Annotated in this window: 21 protein-coding genes and 1 pseudogene; 12 read left to right on the top strand and 10 right to left on the bottom strand. The window is 72.1% G+C overall.

From position 1 onward, the window contains the following. Positions 1-87: 87 nt before the first annotated feature. Positions 88-465, bottom strand: coding sequence for a DUF2255 family protein (locus AC3ERT_RS15020; protein ID WP_435174552.1), 378 nt, complete (start codon positions 463-465; stop codon positions 88-90). Between the two features lie 155 nt (positions 466-620). Continuing rightward, a complete protein-coding gene (locus tag AC3ERT_RS15025; protein ID WP_435174554.1) occupies positions 621-1,196 on the bottom strand; it encodes a TetR/AcrR family transcriptional regulator in 576 nt (191 codons plus the stop codon). Between the two features lie 63 nt (positions 1,197-1,259). Here AC3ERT_RS15025 and AC3ERT_RS15030 point away from each other — a divergent pair, with 63 nt between their 5' ends. Further along, positions 1,260-2,288, top strand: a complete 1,029-nt coding sequence (locus AC3ERT_RS15030) for an SDR family NAD(P)-dependent oxidoreductase (protein WP_435174557.1) — start codon at positions 1,260-1,262, stop codon at positions 2,286-2,288. Positions 2,289-2,338: 50 nt separating this feature from the next. Here AC3ERT_RS15030 and AC3ERT_RS15035 read toward each other — a convergent pair whose 3' ends face one another. Further along, on the bottom strand, positions 2,339-3,832 hold the full coding sequence (locus AC3ERT_RS15035; RefSeq protein ID WP_435174560.1) for an MFS transporter: 1,494 nt from the start codon (positions 3,830-3,832) through the stop codon (positions 2,339-2,341). Then, positions 3,829-4,674, bottom strand: coding sequence for an alpha/beta fold hydrolase (locus tag AC3ERT_RS15040; protein ID WP_435174562.1), 846 nt, complete (start codon positions 4,672-4,674; stop codon positions 3,829-3,831). Before AC3ERT_RS15040 ends, AC3ERT_RS15035 begins: the two co-directional genes overlap by 4 nt. Before the next feature lie 118 nt (positions 4,675-4,792). Between AC3ERT_RS15040 and AC3ERT_RS15045 the strand changes: the two genes are divergently transcribed. Beyond that, complete coding sequence (locus AC3ERT_RS15045; RefSeq protein ID WP_435174565.1) at positions 4,793-5,761, top strand: LysR family transcriptional regulator; 969 nt, start codon at positions 4,793-4,795, stop codon at positions 5,759-5,761. Positions 5,762-5,773: 12 nt separating this feature from the next. Then, positions 5,774-6,319, top strand: a complete 546-nt coding sequence (locus AC3ERT_RS15050; protein ID WP_435174568.1) for a 2'-5' RNA ligase family protein — start codon at positions 5,774-5,776, stop codon at positions 6,317-6,319. A 33-nt stretch (positions 6,320-6,352) separates the two neighbouring features. Here AC3ERT_RS15050 and AC3ERT_RS15055 read toward each other — a convergent pair whose 3' ends face one another. From AC3ERT_RS15055 to AC3ERT_RS15065, 3 genes are all read right to left on the bottom strand, one after another. Continuing rightward, entirely contained in the window at positions 6,353-7,258 is a 906-nt protein-coding gene (locus AC3ERT_RS15055) for an NADP-dependent oxidoreductase (RefSeq protein WP_435174571.1), read from the bottom strand. Between the two features lie 198 nt (positions 7,259-7,456). Next, entirely contained in the window at positions 7,457-8,389 is a 933-nt protein-coding gene (locus tag AC3ERT_RS15060; protein WP_435174574.1) for a P-loop nucleotide/nucleoside kinase family protein, read from the bottom strand. A 16-nt stretch (positions 8,390-8,405) separates the two neighbouring features. After that, positions 8,406-8,615, bottom strand: coding sequence for a DUF397 domain-containing protein (locus AC3ERT_RS15065; RefSeq protein WP_435174577.1), 210 nt, complete (start codon positions 8,613-8,615; stop codon positions 8,406-8,408). A gap of 127 nt (positions 8,616-8,742) precedes the next feature. Here AC3ERT_RS15065 and AC3ERT_RS15070 point away from each other — a divergent pair. Next, positions 8,743-9,233: pseudogene (locus tag AC3ERT_RS15070) on the top strand (GNAT family N-acetyltransferase). Here the strand turns inward: AC3ERT_RS15070 and AC3ERT_RS15075 are convergent. The 3 genes from AC3ERT_RS15075 to AC3ERT_RS15085 all read right to left on the bottom strand — a co-directional run bounded on the left by AC3ERT_RS15075 (position 9,223) and on the right by AC3ERT_RS15085 (position 10,545). Then, entirely contained in the window at positions 9,223-9,438 is a 216-nt protein-coding gene (locus AC3ERT_RS15075; protein WP_435174579.1) for a DUF397 domain-containing protein, read from the bottom strand. The pseudogene AC3ERT_RS15070 and the gene AC3ERT_RS15075 overlap by 11 nt on opposite strands. Before the next feature lie 67 nt (positions 9,439-9,505). After that, positions 9,506-9,715 carry a DUF397 domain-containing protein gene (locus AC3ERT_RS15080; protein WP_435174581.1) on the bottom strand — a complete coding sequence of 70 codons (210 nt, stop codon included), beginning with the start codon at positions 9,713-9,715 and terminating at the stop codon, positions 9,506-9,508. After that, the gene (locus AC3ERT_RS15085) at positions 9,712-10,545 is read right to left on the bottom strand and encodes a helix-turn-helix domain-containing protein (protein ID WP_435174583.1); all 834 of its coding nucleotides are present in this window, start codon (positions 10,543-10,545) and stop codon (positions 9,712-9,714) included. The genes AC3ERT_RS15080 and AC3ERT_RS15085 overlap by 4 nt, the downstream gene beginning before the upstream one ends. A gap of 390 nt (positions 10,546-10,935) precedes the next feature. Between AC3ERT_RS15085 and AC3ERT_RS15090 the strand changes: the two genes are divergently transcribed. The 8 genes from AC3ERT_RS15090 to AC3ERT_RS15125 all read left to right on the top strand — a co-directional run bounded on the left by AC3ERT_RS15090 (position 10,936) and on the right by AC3ERT_RS15125 (position 19,449). Beyond that, positions 10,936-11,787: a helix-turn-helix domain-containing protein gene (locus AC3ERT_RS15090; RefSeq protein WP_435174585.1), complete on the top strand. Its 852-nt coding sequence runs from the start codon at positions 10,936-10,938 to the stop codon at positions 11,785-11,787. Further along, positions 11,784-13,367 carry a S9 family peptidase gene (locus tag AC3ERT_RS15095; protein ID WP_435174587.1) on the top strand — a complete coding sequence of 528 codons (1,584 nt, stop codon included), beginning with the start codon at positions 11,784-11,786 and terminating at the stop codon, positions 13,365-13,367. The genes AC3ERT_RS15090 and AC3ERT_RS15095 overlap by 4 nt, the downstream gene beginning before the upstream one ends. Positions 13,368-13,713: 346 nt before the next feature. Next, on the top strand, positions 13,714-14,445 hold the full coding sequence (locus AC3ERT_RS15100; RefSeq protein ID WP_435174589.1) for a DUF1684 domain-containing protein: 732 nt from the start codon (positions 13,714-13,716) through the stop codon (positions 14,443-14,445). Between the two features lie 55 nt (positions 14,446-14,500). Next, a complete protein-coding gene (locus AC3ERT_RS15105; RefSeq protein WP_435134811.1) occupies positions 14,501-16,018 on the top strand; it encodes an ABC transporter substrate-binding protein in 1,518 nt (505 codons plus the stop codon). After that, on the top strand, positions 16,018-16,983 hold the full coding sequence (locus AC3ERT_RS15110; RefSeq protein ID WP_435134809.1) for an ABC transporter permease: 966 nt from the start codon (positions 16,018-16,020) through the stop codon (positions 16,981-16,983). Before AC3ERT_RS15105 ends, AC3ERT_RS15110 begins: the two co-directional genes overlap by 1 nt. Continuing rightward, on the top strand, positions 16,980-17,849 hold the full coding sequence (locus AC3ERT_RS15115; protein WP_435134806.1) for an ABC transporter permease: 870 nt from the start codon (positions 16,980-16,982) through the stop codon (positions 17,847-17,849). The genes AC3ERT_RS15110 and AC3ERT_RS15115 overlap by 4 nt, the downstream gene beginning before the upstream one ends. Further along, positions 17,846-18,646, top strand: coding sequence for an ATP-binding cassette domain-containing protein (locus tag AC3ERT_RS15120; protein WP_335981917.1), 801 nt, complete (start codon positions 17,846-17,848; stop codon positions 18,644-18,646). Before AC3ERT_RS15115 ends, AC3ERT_RS15120 begins: the two co-directional genes overlap by 4 nt. Further along, complete coding sequence (locus tag AC3ERT_RS15125) at positions 18,643-19,449, top strand: ABC transporter ATP-binding protein (RefSeq protein ID WP_435174591.1); 807 nt, start codon at positions 18,643-18,645, stop codon at positions 19,447-19,449. The genes AC3ERT_RS15120 and AC3ERT_RS15125 overlap by 4 nt, the downstream gene beginning before the upstream one ends. Positions 19,450-19,477: the final 28 nt, after the last annotated feature.

Genomic DNA, 19,477 nt, shown 5'->3' on the forward strand with positions numbered 1-19,477 from the left:
TGGTCGGATGCGGGCGGCGGTGTCCGGCGGGACGGCAAGCGCGGGTCGGCAAGCGGTGTCCGGCGGGCCGGCGGAGGCCGGATCGGGCTACGGCTGCGGGGTCAGGCGCAGGGTGGTGGCCCGGGCCTGGTCGGCGACCATCGGCTCGACGTAGCCGGTGTAGCGGCCGTACTTGGCCCGGTAGGCGGCATCGACCTGTGCGTTGACCGTGTCGTCGGTGGTCGGGGTGAAGGCGACATCGGCCTCCTCGCCCCCGGCAGCGATGTGCCCGGTGCCGCTTTCCCGGGCGGTGTTCCACCAGGAGCCGGCCGCACCGCGCCAGGAGCGGACGTACAGGTCGTCGCCGTCCCGTACGACCCAGATGGTGGTGGCTTTGCGCAGGGAGCCGTCGCCGCGGCGGGGTGCGATGCGCAGTTCGTCGGCTGCGGCGATCCGCTCCAGCGTCCGGGGGTTCCAGGTGCTCACGGGCTGCTCTCCTTCACGGCGCGGGGCGTGGTGGGGCTACGACCGTCATCATTCCGTCCACCCGGTCGCGGGCGTGGGAAGCGGTGCGGGGCCGCTCAGGTGACGGGCCGCTCAGGTGACGGTCGGCGGGGTCACCCGTTTCCTCCGGTGCGTCTTCAGCGCAGCAGCAGGTCGATCGCGATCCCCATCCGTTCGCGGTAGAAGTCCCGTGCCGCGGCCTGGTGCTTGAGGCCGATCGACACGCTGATCATCGTCCGGGCGATACGGCGGGCCGCCGCCCGCCCCGCGGTGGCGGCGATCGCGTCGGTGATCAGTTGCTCGAAACGGCGCGGTGCGGTCTCGGCGATCTCCCCCAGCAGGCCGGGGTTGGCCTCGATGACCCCCGCCACGTCGCGTGCCAGCGGGCCGATGTAGCGGCCCGCCCAGTGGTCGAACGCGTCGAGGAGGCGCTCCGCGAGGGGCCGCCCGGTGGCGGCCAGGGCATGGTCGACGGCCGCGATGTCGCGTTCCAGCGCCTGGGTGGCGGCGGCGCGGAACAGGCTCTCCTTGGAGGAGAAGAGGAAGTACAGCCCGGGCCGGGAGATGTCGGCGGCCCGCGCCACCTCCTCCATCGAGGTCTTCCGGTAGCCGAATCGCGCGAACGTGGCCATGGCGGAGTCCAGGACCTTCGTTCGCCGGTCGGTGTCGGCGGCCGACGGCGAGGGGTGGCCGCCGGCGGTGGGGCTGTTCATGGGCCGAGCATACGAGTGGGCGCCGCACTATACAAATAATGGCTAGTGCGTATAGTCGCCGCCATGACGACACGCGAACCCCTGTCCACGCCCTTCACCGCCACCAGCACCGCGGACGACGTCCTGCGGGGCATCGACCTCGGCGGCGTCCGCGCGATCGTGACAGGAGCGTCATCCGGGATCGGGGTCGAGACGGCCCGCGCGCTGACCGCTGCCGGGGCGGAAGTGACGCTCGCCGTCCGGAACACGGCGGCGGGGGAAGCCGTCGCCGAGGCGATCGCGAAGTCGACCGCGGAAAGCGGGGGAAGCGGGGAAAGCGGGGGAACCGGCGGAAGCGGCGGCGCAACCGCGGGGACACGGCCCCGGGTCGTCCGGCTCGACCTCGCCGACCGGACGTCCGTCGCACGCTGCGTCGACGCGTGGGACGGCCCGCTCCACCTGCTGATCAACAACGCGGGCGTGGTCACCGGCGGCCTCGAACGCACCCGCGAGGGCTGGGAGTTGCAGTTCGCGACGAACCACCTGGGCCATCTCGCCCTCGCGACCGGTCTCCACGACGCCCTGGCGCTGGGCGCGGCCGACCGCGGCGGAGCACGGATCGTCGCGGTCAGTTCGACGGCCCACATGCGTGCCGGCATCGACTTCGACGACCTGCACTTCGAGCGCCGCGGCTACGATCCGCAGATCGCCTACGCCCAGTCGAAGACGGCGAACTCCCTCTTCGCCGTCGAGGCGAGCCGGCGCTGGGCCTCCGACGGCATCGTGGCCAACGCGGTGAACCCCGGCGGCGTCGCGACCGGACTGCAACGGAACTTCACAGCGCGGCAGCGGGAGTCCCTCGACGCGGCCGAGGCCGCCGGGGTCTTCACCTACAAAACGGTCGAGCAGGGCGCAGCCACCACCATCGTCGCGGCCGTCGCCCCGCAGTTCGCCCACTCCGGCGGCCACTACCTCGACGACTGCCGCGAGGCGTACACCGTGCCGAACGACGCCGACCTGGCGCAACACCCGCACGGCGTCAAAGAATGGGCCCTCGACCCCGCCACCGCCCACCACCTCTGGACCGTCTCGACCGCCCTGCTCCACCTCTGACCGCAAGGGCCCGCGCTTCTGCACCGCGTCGGCCTGCCCGGTCGGCGGGCTCACACTCCGGGGGTTCCGGACGTCGCCGTGGCGCGCGCCGCGTCTGTCCGCTCCGTGGGCGGGTGGGGGCGGGGGTGCATGCGGAGGCTGATCAGCGCGGTGAGGGCGAAGACGGCGGCCTCGTAGATCATGGCGTGGCGGAACGCGGTGCCCGGGGAGGCCGCGGGGGCGAAGTAGACGAGGCCCGCCACCGCCACCCCGATCGAGCCGCCCAGTTGCTGGGCGGTGGGCAGCAGCCCGGAGACCGAACCGGCGGCGGAGCCGTCCACCCGTGCCAGCACCAGCGCGAACACCGAGGCGGTGAACGCGCCGAACGCGGCGCCTCCGAACGCCAGGACCGGCAGCGCGGCCCAGCGCCCGGCCGCTGTGCCGATGAGCGGCGCGAGAGCCAGGGACGTGGTCGCCAGCACCAGCGCCGACGCCGTGAGCACGGCCGACCCGTGCCTGCGGGCCAGCGCGGGTGCGGCACGGCTGCCCAGGACGGCCGCGGCCGCGAAGGGCGCCGACGTCAGTGCGGCGGTGAGCGCGGAGTACCCGATGGCCGACTGGAGGTGCAGGGACAGCAGATACGTGAAGGACGGCACCCCGGCGTTGAACACGAACACCAGCAGCACCCCCGCACGCGCCCCGCGGTCGCGGAAGAGCGACGGCTGCACCAGGGGGTCCGGCCGGTGCGGGAGCGTCAGGGCGAAGCAGCCCAGCACGGCGACGGACAGGGCCAGCAGGGCCCAGGTCCACCAGGGCCAGCCGACTTGGCCGCCCAGCGCCAGCGGCAGCACCAGCGCGCCGAAGCCCACGGTGGTCAGCAACACGCCCGCAGTGTCGACGCGTTGCCCGGCCGCGCCGCGCGTACGGGGCAGTACGGTCGCCCCCGCGAGTGAGACGAGCGCCACGGGCACCGTGACCAGGAACACCGAACGCCAGCCGAGGCCGAAGAGGTCGGCGCCGACGAGGAGTCCGCCGATCAGCGGCCCGGCCAGCGACGCCAGACCCATCGTGGCGCCGAACAGGCCGAGAGCCCGCGGGCGCCGGGCAGCGGGGACGGCGACCTGGATGATCGACAGCACCTGCGGGGCGACGAGGCCGCTGCCCGCGCCCTGGACCAGCCGGGCCGCGATGAGGGTCGCGGCGTCGGGAGCGCACGCGGCGGCGACCGACCCGGCCATGAAGACGATCGTGCCCAGCACGAACAGCCGGTGGTAGCCGTACCGGTCGCCGAGGCGCGCGGCCGTGATGAGCAGGCAGGCGTAGGTCAGGGTGTACCCGGCCAGGATCAGCTGCACGGCGCCCGAGCCGGCGCCCAGGTCGGTCCGGATCGCCGGGGCGGCGATCTGCGCGATGGTGACGTTGAGCAGCTGCACGAAGGTCGCGCTCAGCACGACCGGCAGGACGAGCCGCGAGCCGCCACCGGCCGCGATCTGCCCGCCGCCGCCCGCCGCGAGCCGTCCTCCGTTCGGCGACAGGACGGCCGCCACGAACCGCTGCCGGCTCACGACGCCAGGGCCGCGGCGAGCTCGCTCGGCCGGGCGGCGAACGGGCTGTGGCTGCCGGGCAGGGTGCGCACCGTGAACGGGTTGTCGGGGAAGGCCCGGTCGGCCTCCGCGATCATCAGGTCCTGCGCGGCCGGTGCCAGGGCCTGGTCCTCGGCGCAGCGCAGGAACGTCCGTGGGATGCGTCCCCACCGTGCCGCGGTCAAGGTGACCGGCGCGGTCGGGATCGCCAGGGGCAGGTCGGGGCTCAGCGCGGTCCGCCACCGGTCGAAGCGGTCCGGCGGGGTGTCGTGGTAGTGGGTCTGCCGCAGCTCGTCGACGTACGCGGGGTCCGTCGAGAGCGGGTTGATCCGTACGGCACCCAGGGCCGCGGCGTCGCCGAGGTTGAGGTGTTGGCCCAGCGCGGTGGCGTTCTCGGGTGAGCCCAGGTAGTCGAAGAACCGCGGCCGCCCGCCCGGGACGAAGGCGGACAGGTACACGATCCGGTCCACCAGCTCGGGCGCCCGCTCCGCGGCCAGGGACGCGGGACCGCCGCCCGCGCTGTGCGCGACGAGCACGGTGGTGCGGTGGTGGCGCACCTGGCGCAGGACGTTCAGTACGGCCTCGGCGCAGTCGTCCATCGTCACGGCGGCGAGCGGAGACTTCTCGGTCAGCAGGCCCGGCTGGCCGGGCAGCAGGTATCCGGTGGGCAGGGGCGCGTCGAAGCCGTGCCCCGGCAGGTCGACGGCCACGCTCGCGGTGCCCGGTCCCGCCAGCGCGCGCTGCGTCGCCGCCCACTGCGCGGAGCTGTGCCAGGCGCCGTGCACGAGGACGAAGACGGTGTCGGTCGCAGATGCGTTCTTCATGGCTCCATTCCAGGCGGGAACCGGGGCGCCATCCATGCGTAGATCTGGCAAGTGGCGTGGCGATACCTTCGAGGTATGGTCGGCAGTGGGATGGGGTCGAGGGAACGGAGGGCGGGACGTGGAGGCGCGGCACCTGCGGTACGCGGTCGCTCTGGCCGAGCACGCGCACTTCGGCCGGGCGGCCGGCGAGTTGGGCATCGCCCAGCCGCCGCTGTCCAAGCAGATCGCCGACCTGGAGCGCGAGGTCGGGGTCCGGCTGTTCGACCGCACACGCCAGGGCGTGTTCCCGACCGCCGCCGGCGAGGCGTTCCTCGCGCGGGCCCGCCGGGCGCTCGACGAGATCGCGGCGGCCACCGTCGACGCCGGCCGGGCCGCGCGCGGCGAGACGGGGCGGCTGCGCCTGGGGTTCGTCGCCTCGGCGCTGCTCGACCCGCTGCCGGGCGTGCTGAGCCGGTTCGGCCGCGACCGGCCCGACGTGAGACTGGAACTGCACGAGATGGCGACCAGCCGCAGCAGCCCCGCCCTCGTCGCCGGGGAGTTGGACGTGGCCTTCACCCTCGGCCCGCCCCGCGGTGCCGGAGCCGAGCATCTCGTGTCTGTCCCGGTCGGACGCGACCACGTGATCGCCGTGATCAGTACGGCGCACCCGTACGCGGGTCAACGGGCGGTCAGCGCCGACCAGTTGCGGCGGCAGCCGCTGATCGTGTCGGCCGGCGAGGACGAGCCCGCGGTGGTCGCCGGACTGCGCGCCCTGCTGGGTGCGGACTCCCCGGCTCTCGGCGGCGCGACCGTCGCGCGGGACGTGCACACGATCATCGGCCTGGCCGCCTCCGGTGTGGGCGTCGGGCTGGGGCCGTCCCGCATGAGGGCGGTCCCGCGGCCGGGAGTGCGGTTCTGCGAGGTGACCCCGCGCACTGGCCTGCCCGACCTCGTCCTGTCCTTCGCGGCCCGCGACCACTCCCCGGTACTGCGCGCCTTCCTCGACACGATCCGGTCGAACTGCCCCGAGGTCGGGGCCGCGCTGGACGACCGGCTCCGGCCGTCCGGCCCGGCCTCCCCCGGGTCGCCACCCGTCGGACCCCGCTGATAGACAGACACGATGGCCGATGACGAGGCGCAAGGACCCCGGGCACCCCGGGCAGGACAGTCAGGGCTGATCGTGCGGGTTCCGGAGGCGGAGCCCCTGGTAGGCGCGTGGCGGGACCGGCTCGACCCCTCGGCCCGCGCCGGAGTTCCCGCGCACGTCACCGTGCTCTTCCCGTTTCTCGACGCGAGCCGCATCGATGAGGATGTCCGCGCCGCCATCGGCGAGGTGCTCGGCCGACAGGAGCCCTTCGAGGCCCGGTTCGACCACTGCGGCCGGTTCCCCGGAGTGCTGTATCTCGCCCTTGAACCGGACACCGGATTCAGGCGCCTCACCGGGGCGATCGTGCGGCGGTGGCCGGAACACCCGCCGTTCGGCGGGGAGTTCGAGGATGCCGTGCCGCATCTGACCGTCGCCCAGGGCCAGGACGAGGCGGTCGTGGAGCAGGTCGAGGCCGACCTGCGCACCGGCCTTCCCGTCGTCGCCCGGGTCTCGGCCGTCGACCTGCTGGTTTACGACGGGACGCGGTGGCGGCAGCGGGCCTCCTTCCCGCTGGGGTAGCCGCGCACGCTCGTCTGTCGGAAGTGGACCGGGTCAGAGGCGGATCACGATCTTTCCCCGGGTGTGGCCGCCCTCGGAGGAGGTGTGCGCTTCCGCGATCTGTTCGAGCGGGTAGGTCTGCTCGATGTACGGTGCGTAGCGGCCCCGGCGGCCGAGTTCGGCTGCTTCGGCGAGGAGCGCGGAGTCGTTCGTCGCGTGTGCCACCACGACGCCCAGGCCCTGCGCGTTGGTGTGGTCGGCGACCGTCGCCACGCGCGCGGGGTCCCCGACGATCGCGACGAGGTCGGCCAGCGACCCGGAACCCGCGGTGTCGAGCGCGACGTCGACGCCGTCGGGCGCCAGGTCGGCGAGGCGCTCCGCGAGGCCGGCACCGTAGGTGGTCGCCACGGCTCCCAGGGAGGTGAGGAACTCGTGGTTGCGCTCACTGGCCGTCCCGATCACCTTCGCTCCCCTGGCCACCGCGATCTCGACCGCGGCACTGCCCACGCCACCGGCGGCGCCCTCGATGAGCAGGGTCCGGCCCGACAGGGGGCCGAGCGCGTTGAGCCCGCCGAGCGCGGTCACGGACGCCAGTGCGGCACCTGCGGCCTGCTCATCGCTCCATGAGATGGGCGCGAGGGTCCAGGCCGAGAGCACGGCCAGCTCCGCCGTCGTGCCCGTGAGGCCGCCCAGCCCGAAGACGCGGTCGCCGACGGCCACCCCCTCCACGCCCGCACCGATCTCGTCGACCACACCGGCGGCCTCGCGCCCGGGAATCGCGGGCAGGTCCAGGGGGAACACCTCGCGCACGGCACCCGAGTGCAGTTTCCAGTCCACCGGGTTGACGCCGGCTGCCGCGACGCGGATACGGATCTCGCCCGGCCCGGGATGCGGGTCCGGCACCTCCTCGACCACGAGGGTGTCCACGCCGCCGTACTCGTGATAGCGGGCTGCACGCATGATGTTCTGCCTTTCCACACGGCCGCGGCGGGCCGCTGCTCAAGATCGCCGCGATAACTGCCGGCGAACGCCGACACCCACTACGCTAGAACCTCACATCAGTGTCAGATGCAAGTCGGGCGGACCACGACCCCGGCTCAGGGGCGGTGGCGGCGCACCCGGGGGCGTGTCCGCGGCAGTCCGGTTCCGCCGCCGGCGTTACGCCAACCGGGCGAGTACGGCGGCCACGTTCTCCTCGTGCGGCCCCGTGGTGTCGACGGTCAGCGTGCCCTCGGGCCAGGGCGGAAAGCGCGCCATGCGCTGCTCGACGTTCGGCCAGAGCCCGGCATCATGCCACCCGGGGATGCCGCGCGTACGCCCTTCCAGCCGGGCCCGGTGGACGACCGGATCGGAGCACACGCAGTGCACCGCGACGAACTCCGCGCCCGCGCGGCCCGCCAGACTCGCCCAGCGCTCACGGTCGGCGACGCCCTCCGCGGGGTGGTCCAGCACTACCGACCGGCCCGACGCCAACTGCCGTACGGCGAGCGTGGTGAGCAGTTCGCCGCCGATGCCCAGCAGGTCGTCGAAGTGCCGGCCGCCGAACGGCGTCAAGGCACCCAGCAGCCAGTCCACCGCGAACACCGGAACACCCAGGCGCGCCCCGACGGCATCCGCCAGCGTGCTCTTGCCGACCCCCGGCACCCCCGAGAACACGATCAGCCGAGCCCCCGGCGCCCGGTCCAGCGGATAGCGGGAGAAGTCCGCCGGAAGCCGCGGCGTCACATGGTCGGGTACCAGGGCCGTGGTGTACGCCGCGACGATGCGGTGCGGCTCGTCGGGCTCGATCGTGCAGGTGACGACATCGACGGAAGGGCCCGCCGTCCCGTCGGCGTGCCGCCGCACGCGCGCCCGGGCGGTGGTGGCACCGCCCTCCAACGCGACGACGGTCAAAGGGGCGTACGCGCCCGCGCGGCCGCGGAACCGTTCGACGAAGACGTCCGGCGCCACCCGAGCCGTGAAAGCCGGTGCCAGGACCTCGGCCGCGTCCTTCCCCCAGTCCGCCCGACCGTCGAGTCCGTCGAGCAACCACTCCAGCCGGGCCATCGCCGGACCGCCGATCCGGTGCTGCGCGCTGCTGTCGCGTGCCATGGTGCGGGGGTGGCGGTCAGGCGAGCGGGAACTCCCCGGACTTCACGGCCGCGACGAACGTCGCGAACGCGTCGGCCGGGAAGTCCAGCACGGGACCGGACGGGTCCTTGGAGTCGCGGACCGGGACGATGCCGCGCGAGGCGACGAGGTTGGCGGCGACCTCGACGCAGGCGCCGCCGTTCTCGCTGTACGAGGACGTGAACCAGCGGGGGGACTCGGTCGTCATGGGGTGCCCTTTCGCAACCGGTTGAGCACGGCCACCGACGCCGCCTACGACCGCGCGTCGGCCTGGAGTCGATGGTAGGCCGTCAAATCGGTTGGAGGGGGAAGCACGTGGCGGTTATAGAAGTCGTATGAGCGCATGGCAGCTGGCCCCCGAGGCCGTCGGCACGGCGGACGCGACCCGTCTGCGGCGGGACTACTACGACGAGGTCGCCAGCCGCTACTGGAAGCGCCCCGCCACCTCCGCGGAGATCGACCAGGGCTTGGCGGACGACGGCGCGGAACTGCTCACCCCGCCCACCGGGCAGTTCGTCGTGGGCCGCTTCGACGGCGAGGCGGCCGCGTGCGGCGGACTGCTGATGCTGGACACGGAGCGCGCCGAGCTCACGCGCATCTACCTGTCCCCCCCTTCCGCGGCAGGAAGGGCGCCGACCTCCTGCTGGAGCTGCTGGAGAGCGAGGCACGGCTGCTCGGCGCCTCCCGTACGGTCCTCAACACCCGCCTCGACCTGGTCGAGGCCCGCGGGCTGTACGTCCGCCACGGCTACCGCGAGATTCCGGCCTACTGCACCGGGCCGTACATGGAGATCTGGTACGGCAAGGACCTCAGCCCTACCGACTGACGGTGCCGAACTCCCCTGCCTTCACAGCCGCGACGAACGACGTGAACGCGTCGGCCGGGAAGTCCAGCACGGGCCCGGACGGGTCCTTGGAGTCACGCACCGGAACCACGCCGCACAAGGCAACGAGGTTGGCGGCCACCTCGACGCACGCGCCGCCGTTGTTGCTGTAGGAGGACGTGAACCAACGCGGAGTTTCGGTCGTCACGGGGTGCCCTTTCGCGGTTGGCTGCCTGTGCCGCCGCCGTGGACGGCACAGGACATACCTACCCGTGTCAGACGGTGCCGAACTCGCCCGACTTCACACCTGCGACGAATGACGCGAATGCGTCGGTCGAGAAGTCCAGCACGGGGCCGGACGGGTCCTTGGAGTCACGGACAGGGACCACGCCGCGCGAGGCGACGAGGTTCGCCGCGACCTCGACACACTGGCCGCCGTTCTCACTGTATGACGACTTGAGCCAACGCGGAGTTTCGGTTGTCACGGGGTGCCGCCCTTTCGTAGCTGGTCGATCATGGCCACTGACGCCGCCTGCGACAGTGCTTCGGCCTGTAGCTGATGGTAAGACGTCAGCATGGGCAGCACGAACGGGGTTTCGCGTTCCAAGTGGCCTCGATGGGCGGACTCGGCGTACGACCGGATCGAGCGATCAGGCATTGTCACGATGGTCACCGGCAGGCTCAGCGGCCGACGCGCTCCCATGCTGAACGGTGCCACTTGGACCACCGTATTCGGCAACTCCGCGAACTCAAGCAGCCGTTGGAACTGGGCGTCCATGACCGCGTCGTCGCCGATCGGTCGTCTGAGGCAGCTCTCGTCCAGCACGACGAACACCAAGGGCAACGGCTCCCGGATCAGGGACGCCTGGCGCTGCGCGACGAGCTTCTGACGTTCTTGCCGCTGCTCCGACGTGATTGCGCCGCGCTTGACGGCTCCTTCCATCAGTGCCGCCGCGTACTCCGGGGTTTGGAGCAGGCCCGGCACGACGCCGACCTCGTACAGCCTGATCTCCGCCGCCTTGGCCTCCTGGCGGACGAACTCCGGGAAGCCTTCCAGCAGCGCCGGGTTCTTCAGGGAGGACACCATCCGCTGGAACTTGTCACCGGTGCCGAATGCCCTGTCAGCACTGAACGCGAAGCGACTAGTTGGAGGGCGACGACCGGTTTCCACCGCAGAGATATGCGTCCCGGTGCACCCCATGCGCGCGCCCAACTCGTCCTGTGTCCAGCCGCGTTGGTCGCGCAACCTGCGCAGATGTTCGCCGAAGGCGGCTTCGGGCGAGCTGTCGGGGTCCAGCGACTTTCGGTTCACCATGTGAGGCTCCTAACTCTCCGAGCGAAGCACGCAAGTTGATGACGCCTGGACTCTAGGCCACGCTGGCCTTTCCGGTAGCGGCGCGGCTACGGAAAGGAACAGGCTATGGGAATGACGCTTGCCGTGTACAGGATTGATCCGAAGACCGGCAACCGCATCACCGTCCGGAAGCGCTACAACGTTGCCCCCGGAAGAGTTCCGGACTCCACGCGTGGGGCGTTGCCGCCGTGCACGTGCAAGCGGTGTCACAATACCGCACGCACCGGGGCCAGTTAGCCGCGGGGGCTTTTTCGTCGGACGGCTTCCGGCGAATTCGAAAGCGCCACGGAATTTCCGCTACGCACAACTACGCGTCAGCCGTAATGGGTGGCCGGGGGAAAGGGAAATCGTATGTCCGACAGGGTCGGGGTCAACGAGGCAGTGATCGCCTCGGACCCGCATTCGGCGCGGGCGTTGTACGCACGTCAGCTCGGCGCGCTCCGCGAGAAGGCGGGGATGAGCTACATGCAGTTGGGCGCGTTGTGCATGTACGAGCAGTCGTACCTGCACCGGTTGGAACGCGGGCAGCGCCTGGGCACGCTGGAGGTGGCCCGGATGCTGGACAAGGTGTACGGGACCGGGGACCTGCTGGAGCGGCTGTGGCGCCTGGCGAAGCGTGAGACGACGGACCAGCTCGTACGGAGTCCGGCGCCGTTCGAGGTGAACGCGGCCCGTATCCGTGAGTACGCCGGCCACGCGATTCCCGACCTGCTCCAGATCCGGGCGTATGCCCTGGAGCAGCTGGAGGGGGCGCAGTTGCCCGAGGAGCAGGTGGCGGCCGAAATCGCGGAGCGGTTGGGGCGCCAAACGGCTTTGGCCGGGCCGGAGCCGGTGTATTACCGGGCGTTGATCGACGAGGCGGCGCTGCGGCGCAAGGCGCGGGACCCGCAGACGTGGACGGCCCAGCTGGAGCACCTGATCGAGGCCGCGCAGTGGCCGGGGATCGCGCTGCACGTCGTGCCGTTCGCGGCCGGACCGCACCACCTGCGCGGCTCCCTGGAGCTGATCTCCCTGCGCGACGGCTCCACCGTGGCCTACACCCAGGGCAGTTGGAGCGGCCACCTCACCGACGACCCGGAAGACATCGAAGCCCTACGCGTCGCCTTCGACGCCCTACGCGACACCGCCCTCCTCCCCGCCGAATCCCTCACCTTCCTCCGCACCCTGCTGGAGGAGCACATGGGGAACGGGCCGCAGCATTGACCGCCGCTCCGCCTCTGCGCGCCGAGCTGCTGGTGGACGGCGCCGTGCCGCACTCCCCCGCGGTCTCGCCGGACGGGCGCCTGGTCGCGTACTGCGTGGAGGCGTTCGACGCGGACGGCGGGCGTACGAGCAGGTTGTGGGTGGGCCCGAGCGACGGTTCCGCTCCTCCCGCGCCGGTCGTTGCCGGGTTCACGGCCTGCGAACGCCCGTGCTGGGGCCCCGACTCGGCCTCGCTGGTCTTCCGTTCGGGCGGCCAGCTGCACCAGGTGCCGGTGAACGGTACGGCGGTGGGCGCCCCGCGACCGCTGACCGACCGTCCGGGCGGCATCGTGGACCACTGGCCGTCGGCCGACGGCGCCACCGTCGCCGTATCGGCGCTGGACGAGCCGGGCGGGGCCGGGGAGGACAGCGCGGGTGACCCGATCCTGTGGGGGCGCGGCCCCAGCGCCCGGCTCCGGCTGCTCGACCTCGGCACGCGCACGCTGCGGACCGTGGACGGGCTGGGCGACCGGCATGTGGTCGACGTGTCCCAACGGCCGGACGGCGGACCGCTCGCCGTCGTCAGCTGGGCCCAACCGGAGACCGATCCGGGCGTCTTCACCGCCGAACTGCACCTGGTCGATCCCGGCAGCGGCGCGGTACGCGGCCTCGGGCCCGTCGCCGCGCTGGTCAGCACCGCGCCGCACCCCATGGACGTCTTCGCCGGGGCGGCGCGGAGACCATTGACCCGGCTCACGGACACCAGGCCCGAGCTGCGCCGGATCGCCTGGGGCACCCAGGAGCGCCTGTCCTACCGGGCCGGTGACGGGCTCGGGCTCGACGGCCTGCTGATCCTGCCGCCCGGCCGGACGCGCGGGGACGGCCCGTTCCCGCTGGTCGCCTTCGTGCACGGCGGCCCGTACCACCGCTGGGCCGACGAGCTGACCAGCGGCTGGTTCGATCCGGGCCAGTGGCTCGCGGCGGCCGGCCTCGCCGTGTTCCTGCCCAACCCGCGCGGCGGCCAGGGTCACGGCCACGCGTTCGCGGCGGCCGTCGCGGGCCGGCTGGGCGCGGAGGAGTTCACGGACATCCTGGCCGGGATCGACCTGCTGGTGGAGGCGGGCATCGCGGACCCGGGCCGGCTGGGGATCGGCGGGTGGAGCCACGGCGGGTTCATGGCGGCCTGGGCCGTCGGGCAGACCGACCGGTTCGGGGCCGCCATGATGGGCGCCGGGATCAGCGACTGGGGCATGCAGGCCGCGATCGGCGAGGAAGGCGCCCTGGAGGGCGCGCTCGGCGGCAGCCGCGGCTGGGAGGGGCCGGGGCCGCACCGCCACGACGCGCACAGCCCGATCAGCTTCGCCGCCCGCGTCCGTACCCCCGTCCTCATCCTCCACGGCCAGGACGACACCAACGTGCCGCTGGGCCAGTCGCTCTCCTTCCACCGCGCCCTGCGCCACTTCGGCGTCCCGCACGAGTTCGCCGTCTACCCCCGCGAGGGGCACGGCCTCACCGAACGCGCCCACCAGCTCGACGCCCTCCACCGCGTCCGCACCTGGTTCACCCACCACCTCGCCGCACCCGCACCCCACACCTCCTGACCGGCAGCAGGCGGTTGCGGGCCCTCCGGTCCGCGCGGCAAGACCGCGCTCCTGCCGTGCCAGGACCACCGCGGTCGGCGGCCGGGTACTTCGCCATGGAACCCGAAGCCGTCTGACCGATCGACGGGCACGGGCCCCGGACCGGAGGCCCGACCCCTTCTGCTCGACCACGGTTTCCGGCCCCGGCGGCGGGCGCACGCCCGGCGGTGAGACAGGTTGTTCCGCATGGCGAGACGACGGTTTGACATTAGGAGACCTTATGTCCGATAAAGTACTTGCTTTGGCCATCCCCTCACGGTCCGTGACGGGCGTCACGTTCACCACCCTCTAGCCGAATGAGTACGCCGTGTCCCAGCTCCCCGCCTCGCCCTCGCCCTCCGCCGGCCCCGAGGAGCAGTGGAACACCTGGCGTGCCGAGCGCGTGCGCGCCCTCACCGCGCCCACCGGGAACCTCGCCCTCGTCGAGACCCGATGGCTGCCCGCCGGTGAGGAGGCGGACGCCGACGCCGTCCGCGCGGGACTTCCCGACACGGTGACGGTCACCACCCTCAGCCGTACCGACCTGGTCACCGGCGCCCCCGAGCACGGCCTGCGCCTGTGGGACGCGGACTCGCCGGCCATCGCGCACTTCGAGGGCGTCGAGACCTTCCCGTACGACCCCTCCTGGGTCCTGGAAGCCGACTACACGCCCGTCCCCGGCGCCCGCCGCGTCGCCTTCGAGCACCTGCGCGACAACGGCGGCACCCGCGACCTGGTCGTCCCCGGCGACATCACGCTCACCGTGGACGGCCGCGCCTACACCCTCAGCGCCTTCGATGACGACGGCACCCTCCTGCTCGTCTTCGGCGACCCCACCAACGGGGACACCACCTATGGCGCGGGCCGCTTCCTGTTCGTCCAGCGCACCGACGACGACAGCCGTGTCGTCCTCGACTTCAACCGGGCCTTCGTGCCGCCCTGCGGATTCTCCGATCAGTACAACTGTCCGATGCCGCCGCGGCAGAACCGCTTCCACCTGCCGGTCCACGCCGGCGAGAAGCGCCCTGTCTTCCGCGACGGCTTCGCCGCACAGCACTGATCGACCCCCTCCGCAGCACCCCTCGCACCTTCCGCACGAAAGCGCTCTGGACACCATGAGAATCCACAAGACCGCCCGCTACGCCGTCGCCGCCTCCGCCGTCCTCGGGATCACCCTCACCGCCTGCGGCGGCTCCGGTGGCAGCAGCGCCTCCTCGTCCGGCGGCTGGAACAAGGACGCCACCGTCAACATCGGCTCCCTGTACGAACCGCAGAACCTCGACAACACCGCGGGCGGCGGCCAGGGCGTCACCGAGGCCCTCAACGGCAACGTCTACGAGGGCCTGTTCAAGCTCACCGACGACGGCAAGGTCGAGAACCTCCTCGCCAGGAGCTACACCAAGAGCGCCGACGGCCTCACCTACACCTTCACCCTGCGCGACGGCGTGAAGTTCCACAGCGGCAGGGAACTCACCAGCGCCGACGTCAAGTACAGCCTGCGCAAGGTCCTCGCCGACGACTCGCAGTCCGCCCGCAAGAGCAACCTCGAAGTCGTCAAGGACATCGCCACCCCCGATGCGCACACCGTCAAGGTCACGCTGTCGCAGAAGTCGATCTCCTTCGTCTACAACCTCTCCTACGTCTGGATCATCGACTCCCAGGCGAAGAACCTGAAGACGACCGAGGACGGCACCGGCCCGTACGAGCTCGGCAAGTGGACCCGCGGCTCCGCACTGAGCCTGAAGCGGTTCGCCGGCTACTGGGGCACCCCGGCCACCAACGCGCAGGTCGTCTTCCACTACTTCAAGGACGCCACCGCCCTCAACAACGCCCTGCTGACCAACGCCGTGGACGTGGTCACCAGCGAGCAGTCCCCCGACGCCCTCGACCAGTTCAAGAGCAACCAGAACTACAAGGTCAACGACGGCAACTCCACCACCAAGCTGCTGCTGGCCTTCAACGACAAGGCGAAGCCCTTCACCGACGTCAAGGTCCGCAAGGCCGTCTCCGAGGCCATCGACGACAAGAAGCTCCTGGAGTCCATCTGGGGCGGCTACGGCAAGCTCATCGGCTCGATGGTGCCGCCCACCGACCCCTGGTACGAGGACCTCACCGGCGTCAACGCCTACAACGTCGCCGACGCCAAGAAGCTCCTCGCCGCCGCCGGCTACGCCAAGGGCTTCAGCTTCACCCTCGACACACCCAACTACGACCCGCACCCCACCGTCGCGACCTTCGTCAAGTCGCAACTGGCCAAGGTCGGCATCACCGTCAAGATCAACACGGTCACGCCCGACGAGTGGTACACGAAGGTCTACAAGAACCACGACTTCACCGCCACCCTCCAGGAGCACGTCAACGACCGCGACCTGACCTGGTACGGCAACCCGGACTTCTACTGGGGCTACGACAACAAGCAGGTCACCGCGTGGGTCAAGGAGGCCGAGGAAGCCTCCACCACCGGCGAGCAGACCGCGCTGCTGAAGAAGGTCAACGAGCAGACCGCGAAGGACGCGGCCAGCGACTGGCTCTACCTCTACCCGCAGATCGTCGTGGCCAGCACCAAGGTGTCCGGCTACCCGCTCAACGGCCTCAACTCCCAGTTCTACGCCTACGCCATCAAGAAGGGCTGATGGGGCGCTACCTGCTGCGCCGCCTGGCGTTCCTGCTGGTGTCGCTGGCGCTGGCGAGCGTGGTGCTGTTCGTCCTGCTGCGCCTGCTGCCCGGCGACCCGGCCAACGCGCTCACCTCGGTGGGCGCCAGCCCGGAGCAGATCGCCGCGGCCCGCCACTCCATCGGCTCCGACCGGCCGCTGCTCGGACAGTTCACCCACTGGATCGGGCAGCTGGCCCGCGGCGACCTCGGCACGTCCTTCGTCAGCTCGCTGCCGGTCCGCCCCGAGGTCACCTCCCGCCTGGACGTCACGCTGCCGCTGACGCTGGCCGCGTTCGTGCTGGCCGTCGTCATCGCGGTGCCCGTCGGCTTCGTCGCCGCCCACAAACGCCACCGCTGGTACGGCGCACTGCTCAGCGGGATATCCCAACTGGGCATCGCCGTCCCGGTGTTCTGGCTCGGCATGATCCTCATCTCGGTGTTCGCGCTCAACGCGCGCTGGCTGCCCGCCGGCGGGTTCCCCCCGGACGGCTGGTCCGCGCCGGGCGACGCCGTCCGCTCACTCGTCCTGCCGGTGCTCACCATCGCCCTGGTGATGAGCGCCTCCCTGACCCGCTACGTCCGCTCCGCCGTCCTCGACGTCCTCGGCAGCGACCACCTGCGCACCGCGCGGGCCCTCGGCGAGTCCTTCGCCGGCGCGATGTGGCGCCACGGGCTGCGCAGCGCTTCCGTGCCGGTGATCTCCGTCCTCGGCATCGAACTGGCCTCCACCCTGCTGGGCGCCGTCGTCGTCGAGTCGGTCTACGCGCTGCCCGGCCTCGGCTCCCTGCTCGCCACCGGCATCTCGGAGCACGACTACCCGGTCATCCAGGGCGTCCTGTTCGTCTCCACCCTCGCCGTGCTGCTGATCGGCTTCGCCGCCGACCTGGTGCAGCGGCTCATCGACCCACGGCTACGCGGACGGCTCTCCGGAGGTGCCCGATGACCGCCGCCCCCGACCTGCTCACCGAGGAGGTCGAGCCCGTCCCCGCCGGGCGGCGCCGCTCTGCCACCCTGGTGTCCGGTGTGACCCTGACCGGCCTGATCGTGCTGCTCGCCCTGGTCTCCGCGTTCTGGACGCCCTACGCCACCGACGACACCTCCGGCGGACGGCTCGCCGGGCCCGGCGGCGGGCATCTGCTGGGCACCGACAAGCTCGGCCGCGACCTGTTCACCCAGCTGATGACCGGCTCCCGTATCGCCGTCGAGGCCGGACTCGGCTCGGTGGCCATCGCCGCGCTCATCGGCGTCACCCTCGGGGTGCTCGCCGCGTTCGCCCAGGGCTGGCTCGACGACACGCTCGCCGCGTTCCTCGACATCCTCATCGCGTTCCCGACGCTGCTGCTGGCGATGCTCGTCGTCACCGCCCGCTCCGCCACCCTCAGCTCCGCGATCATCGCCATCGGCCTCGCGCAGAGCGCCGTGGTCGCCCGGCTGGTCCGCATCCTGGTCAAGCGGGTCCTCACCCAGGACTACATCACCGCGGCACGGACCTCCGGCACCTCCTGGCCGCGTACGGTGCTCGGGCACGTCCTGCCGAACATCTGGCCCACCCTCGTGGTGAACCTCGCCCTCCAGTTCGGCCTCGCGGTCCTCGCCGAAGCCGGACTGTCCTACCTCGGCCTCGGCGCTCCCCCGCCCAACGCCTCGTGGGGGCGGATGCTCCAGGAGGCCCAGGCCACCTTCACCACGGCCCCCGCGGGCGCGCTCGCCCCCGGCATCCTGCTCGTCGTGCTCGTCGTGGGCGTCAACCTCGTCGCCGACGGGCTGCGCGACACCCTCGACCCGGCCGGCCGCGGGAGGCGGGCATGACCCTCCTCGACGTACGCGACCTGACCATCCGCACCGCCGCGGGACGTACCCTCGTCGACGGCCTGACCTTCTCCGTCGACCGGGGCGGGCGGCTCGGCCTGATCGGCGAGTCCGGCTCCGGCAAGTCGCTGACCACGCTTGCCGTCCTCGGTCTGCTGCCCGAGGGCATGACCGCCTCCGGCAGCGTGGAGCTCGCCGGCACCCAGATCGTCGGCGCCCCCGAAAGGCGCCTCAACGCCGTACGCGGCAAGGACGCGGCCGTCGTCTTCCAGGAACCGCTGACCGCCCTGGACCCGCTGATGCGGCTGGGCCGCCAGATCGCCGGTCCGCTCGGTCGCCGCACCGGCCTGAAGGGCGCCGCCCTGCGCGCCGCCGTGCTCGAAGGGCTCGACCGCGTCCGGCTGCCCGAACCCCGGCGCATCGCGCGCGCCTTCCCGCACGAGATCTCCGGCGGCCAGCGCCAGCGCGTCGCCCTCGCCATGGCACTGGCCTGCGAACCGAGCCTGCTCATCGCCGACGAGCCCACCACCGCGCTCGACGTGTCCGTGCAGGCCGAGATGCTCGACCTCCTCGACACCCTCGTCCGGGAACGCGACATGGCCGTCCTGTTCGTCAGCCACGACCTCGCCGTGGTCTCCCGCATCACCGACCGCGCCCTCGTCCTCAAGGACGGCCGCGCCGTCGAGGAGGGCGCCGTGCTCGACGTCGTCACCGCGCCCCGCGCGCAGTACACCCGGGAACTCATCGCGGGCGCACGGAAGTTGCAGGACGCGCTGGACCGAAGGAGCGCACGATGACCCCGGCCCGGGCCCACGCGAAGACGGCGGAGCGGCCGGGGACGCCGCTGCTGGAACTCGACGACGTGGCAGTGCGCTACCGGGGAGGCGCCATCGACGTGGTCCGGGACGTCTCCTTCGCCGTCCAACCCGGCCGCTCCCTCGCCCTCGTCGGCGAGTCCGGCGCCGGCAAGACGACCCTGCTGCGGCTCCTGTCGGGGCTGCTGCGGCCCACCGCGGGCACCGTCCGCTTCGACGGCGACCCCTTCACCGCGCGCGACCGGCAGCAGCTGCGCCGCTTCCGCCGCAGCGTCCAGGTGGTCTTCCAGGACCCCTACTCCTCCCTCGACCCCCGGCGCCGCGTCGCCGCGATCGTCGCCGAACCGCTGCGCTCCCTCGGCATCGACAGCCGGAGCACCGCCGCCCCCAAGGTCGCCGCCGCCCTCGAACGGGTCGGGCTGCCCGCGGATGCCGCGAGCCGCTACCCGCACGAGTTCTCCGGCGGCCAGCGCCAGCGCATCGCGATCGCGCGGGCCGTGGTCTGCGACCCGCGCGTCCTGCTCGCCGACGAACCGGTCAGCGCGCTCGACGTCACCACCCGTGTCAAGGTCGTCGACCTCCTCGCCGAACTGAAGGAGGAGTACGACCTGACGATCGTGATGGTCTCCCACGACCTGTCCGTCGTCGCGTCCCTCTGCGAGCACACCGCGGTCCTCGAACGGGGCCGTGTCGTCGAACAGGGCGACACCGGCCAGGTGCTGGGCGCCCCTGCCCACCCCTACACCCGCCGGCTGCTGGACAGCGTCCCGCGCCTGCCGGCGTAGCAGGAAGCGAAGGCCGCACCGCGGCCGG

The organism is Actinacidiphila sp. bgisy145 (assembly GCF_057708125.1).

Bases quoted from the DNA above. Each gene is read 5' to 3' on its own strand.
- AC3ERT_RS15025 (WP_435174554.1), bottom strand. From the start codon at position 1,196: ATGAACAGCCCCACCGCCGGCGGCCACCCCTCGCCGTCGGCCGCCGAC.
- AC3ERT_RS15030 (WP_435174557.1), top strand. From the start codon at position 1,260: ATGACGACACGCGAACCCCTGTCCACGCCCTTCACCGCCACCAGCACC.
- AC3ERT_RS15040 (WP_435174562.1), bottom strand. From the start codon at position 4,674: ATGAAGAACGCATCTGCGACCGACACCGTCTTCGTCCTCGTGCACGGC.
- AC3ERT_RS15050 (WP_435174568.1), top strand. From the start codon at position 5,774: ATGGCCGATGACGAGGCGCAAGGACCCCGGGCACCCCGGGCAGGACAG.
- AC3ERT_RS15055 (WP_435174571.1), bottom strand. From the start codon at position 7,258: ATGCGTGCAGCCCGCTATCACGAGTACGGCGGCGTGGACACCCTCGTG.
- AC3ERT_RS15060 (WP_435174574.1), bottom strand. From the start codon at position 8,389: ATGGCACGCGACAGCAGCGCGCAGCACCGGATCGGCGGTCCGGCGATG.
- AC3ERT_RS15065 (WP_435174577.1), bottom strand. From the start codon at position 8,615: ATGACGACCGAGTCCCCCCGCTGGTTCACGTCCTCGTACAGCGAGAAC.
- AC3ERT_RS15085 (WP_435174583.1), bottom strand. From the start codon at position 10,545: ATGGTGAACCGAAAGTCGCTGGACCCCGACAGCTCGCCCGAAGCCGCC.
- AC3ERT_RS15090 (WP_435174585.1), top strand. From the start codon at position 10,936: ATGTCCGACAGGGTCGGGGTCAACGAGGCAGTGATCGCCTCGGACCCG.
- AC3ERT_RS15105 (WP_435134811.1), top strand. From the start codon at position 14,501: ATGAGAATCCACAAGACCGCCCGCTACGCCGTCGCCGCCTCCGCCGTC.
- AC3ERT_RS15110 (WP_435134809.1), top strand. From the start codon at position 16,018: ATGGGGCGCTACCTGCTGCGCCGCCTGGCGTTCCTGCTGGTGTCGCTG.
- AC3ERT_RS15115 (WP_435134806.1), top strand. From the start codon at position 16,980: ATGACCGCCGCCCCCGACCTGCTCACCGAGGAGGTCGAGCCCGTCCCC.
- AC3ERT_RS15120 (WP_335981917.1), top strand. From the start codon at position 17,846: ATGACCCTCCTCGACGTACGCGACCTGACCATCCGCACCGCCGCGGGA.
- AC3ERT_RS15125 (WP_435174591.1), top strand. From the start codon at position 18,643: ATGACCCCGGCCCGGGCCCACGCGAAGACGGCGGAGCGGCCGGGGACG.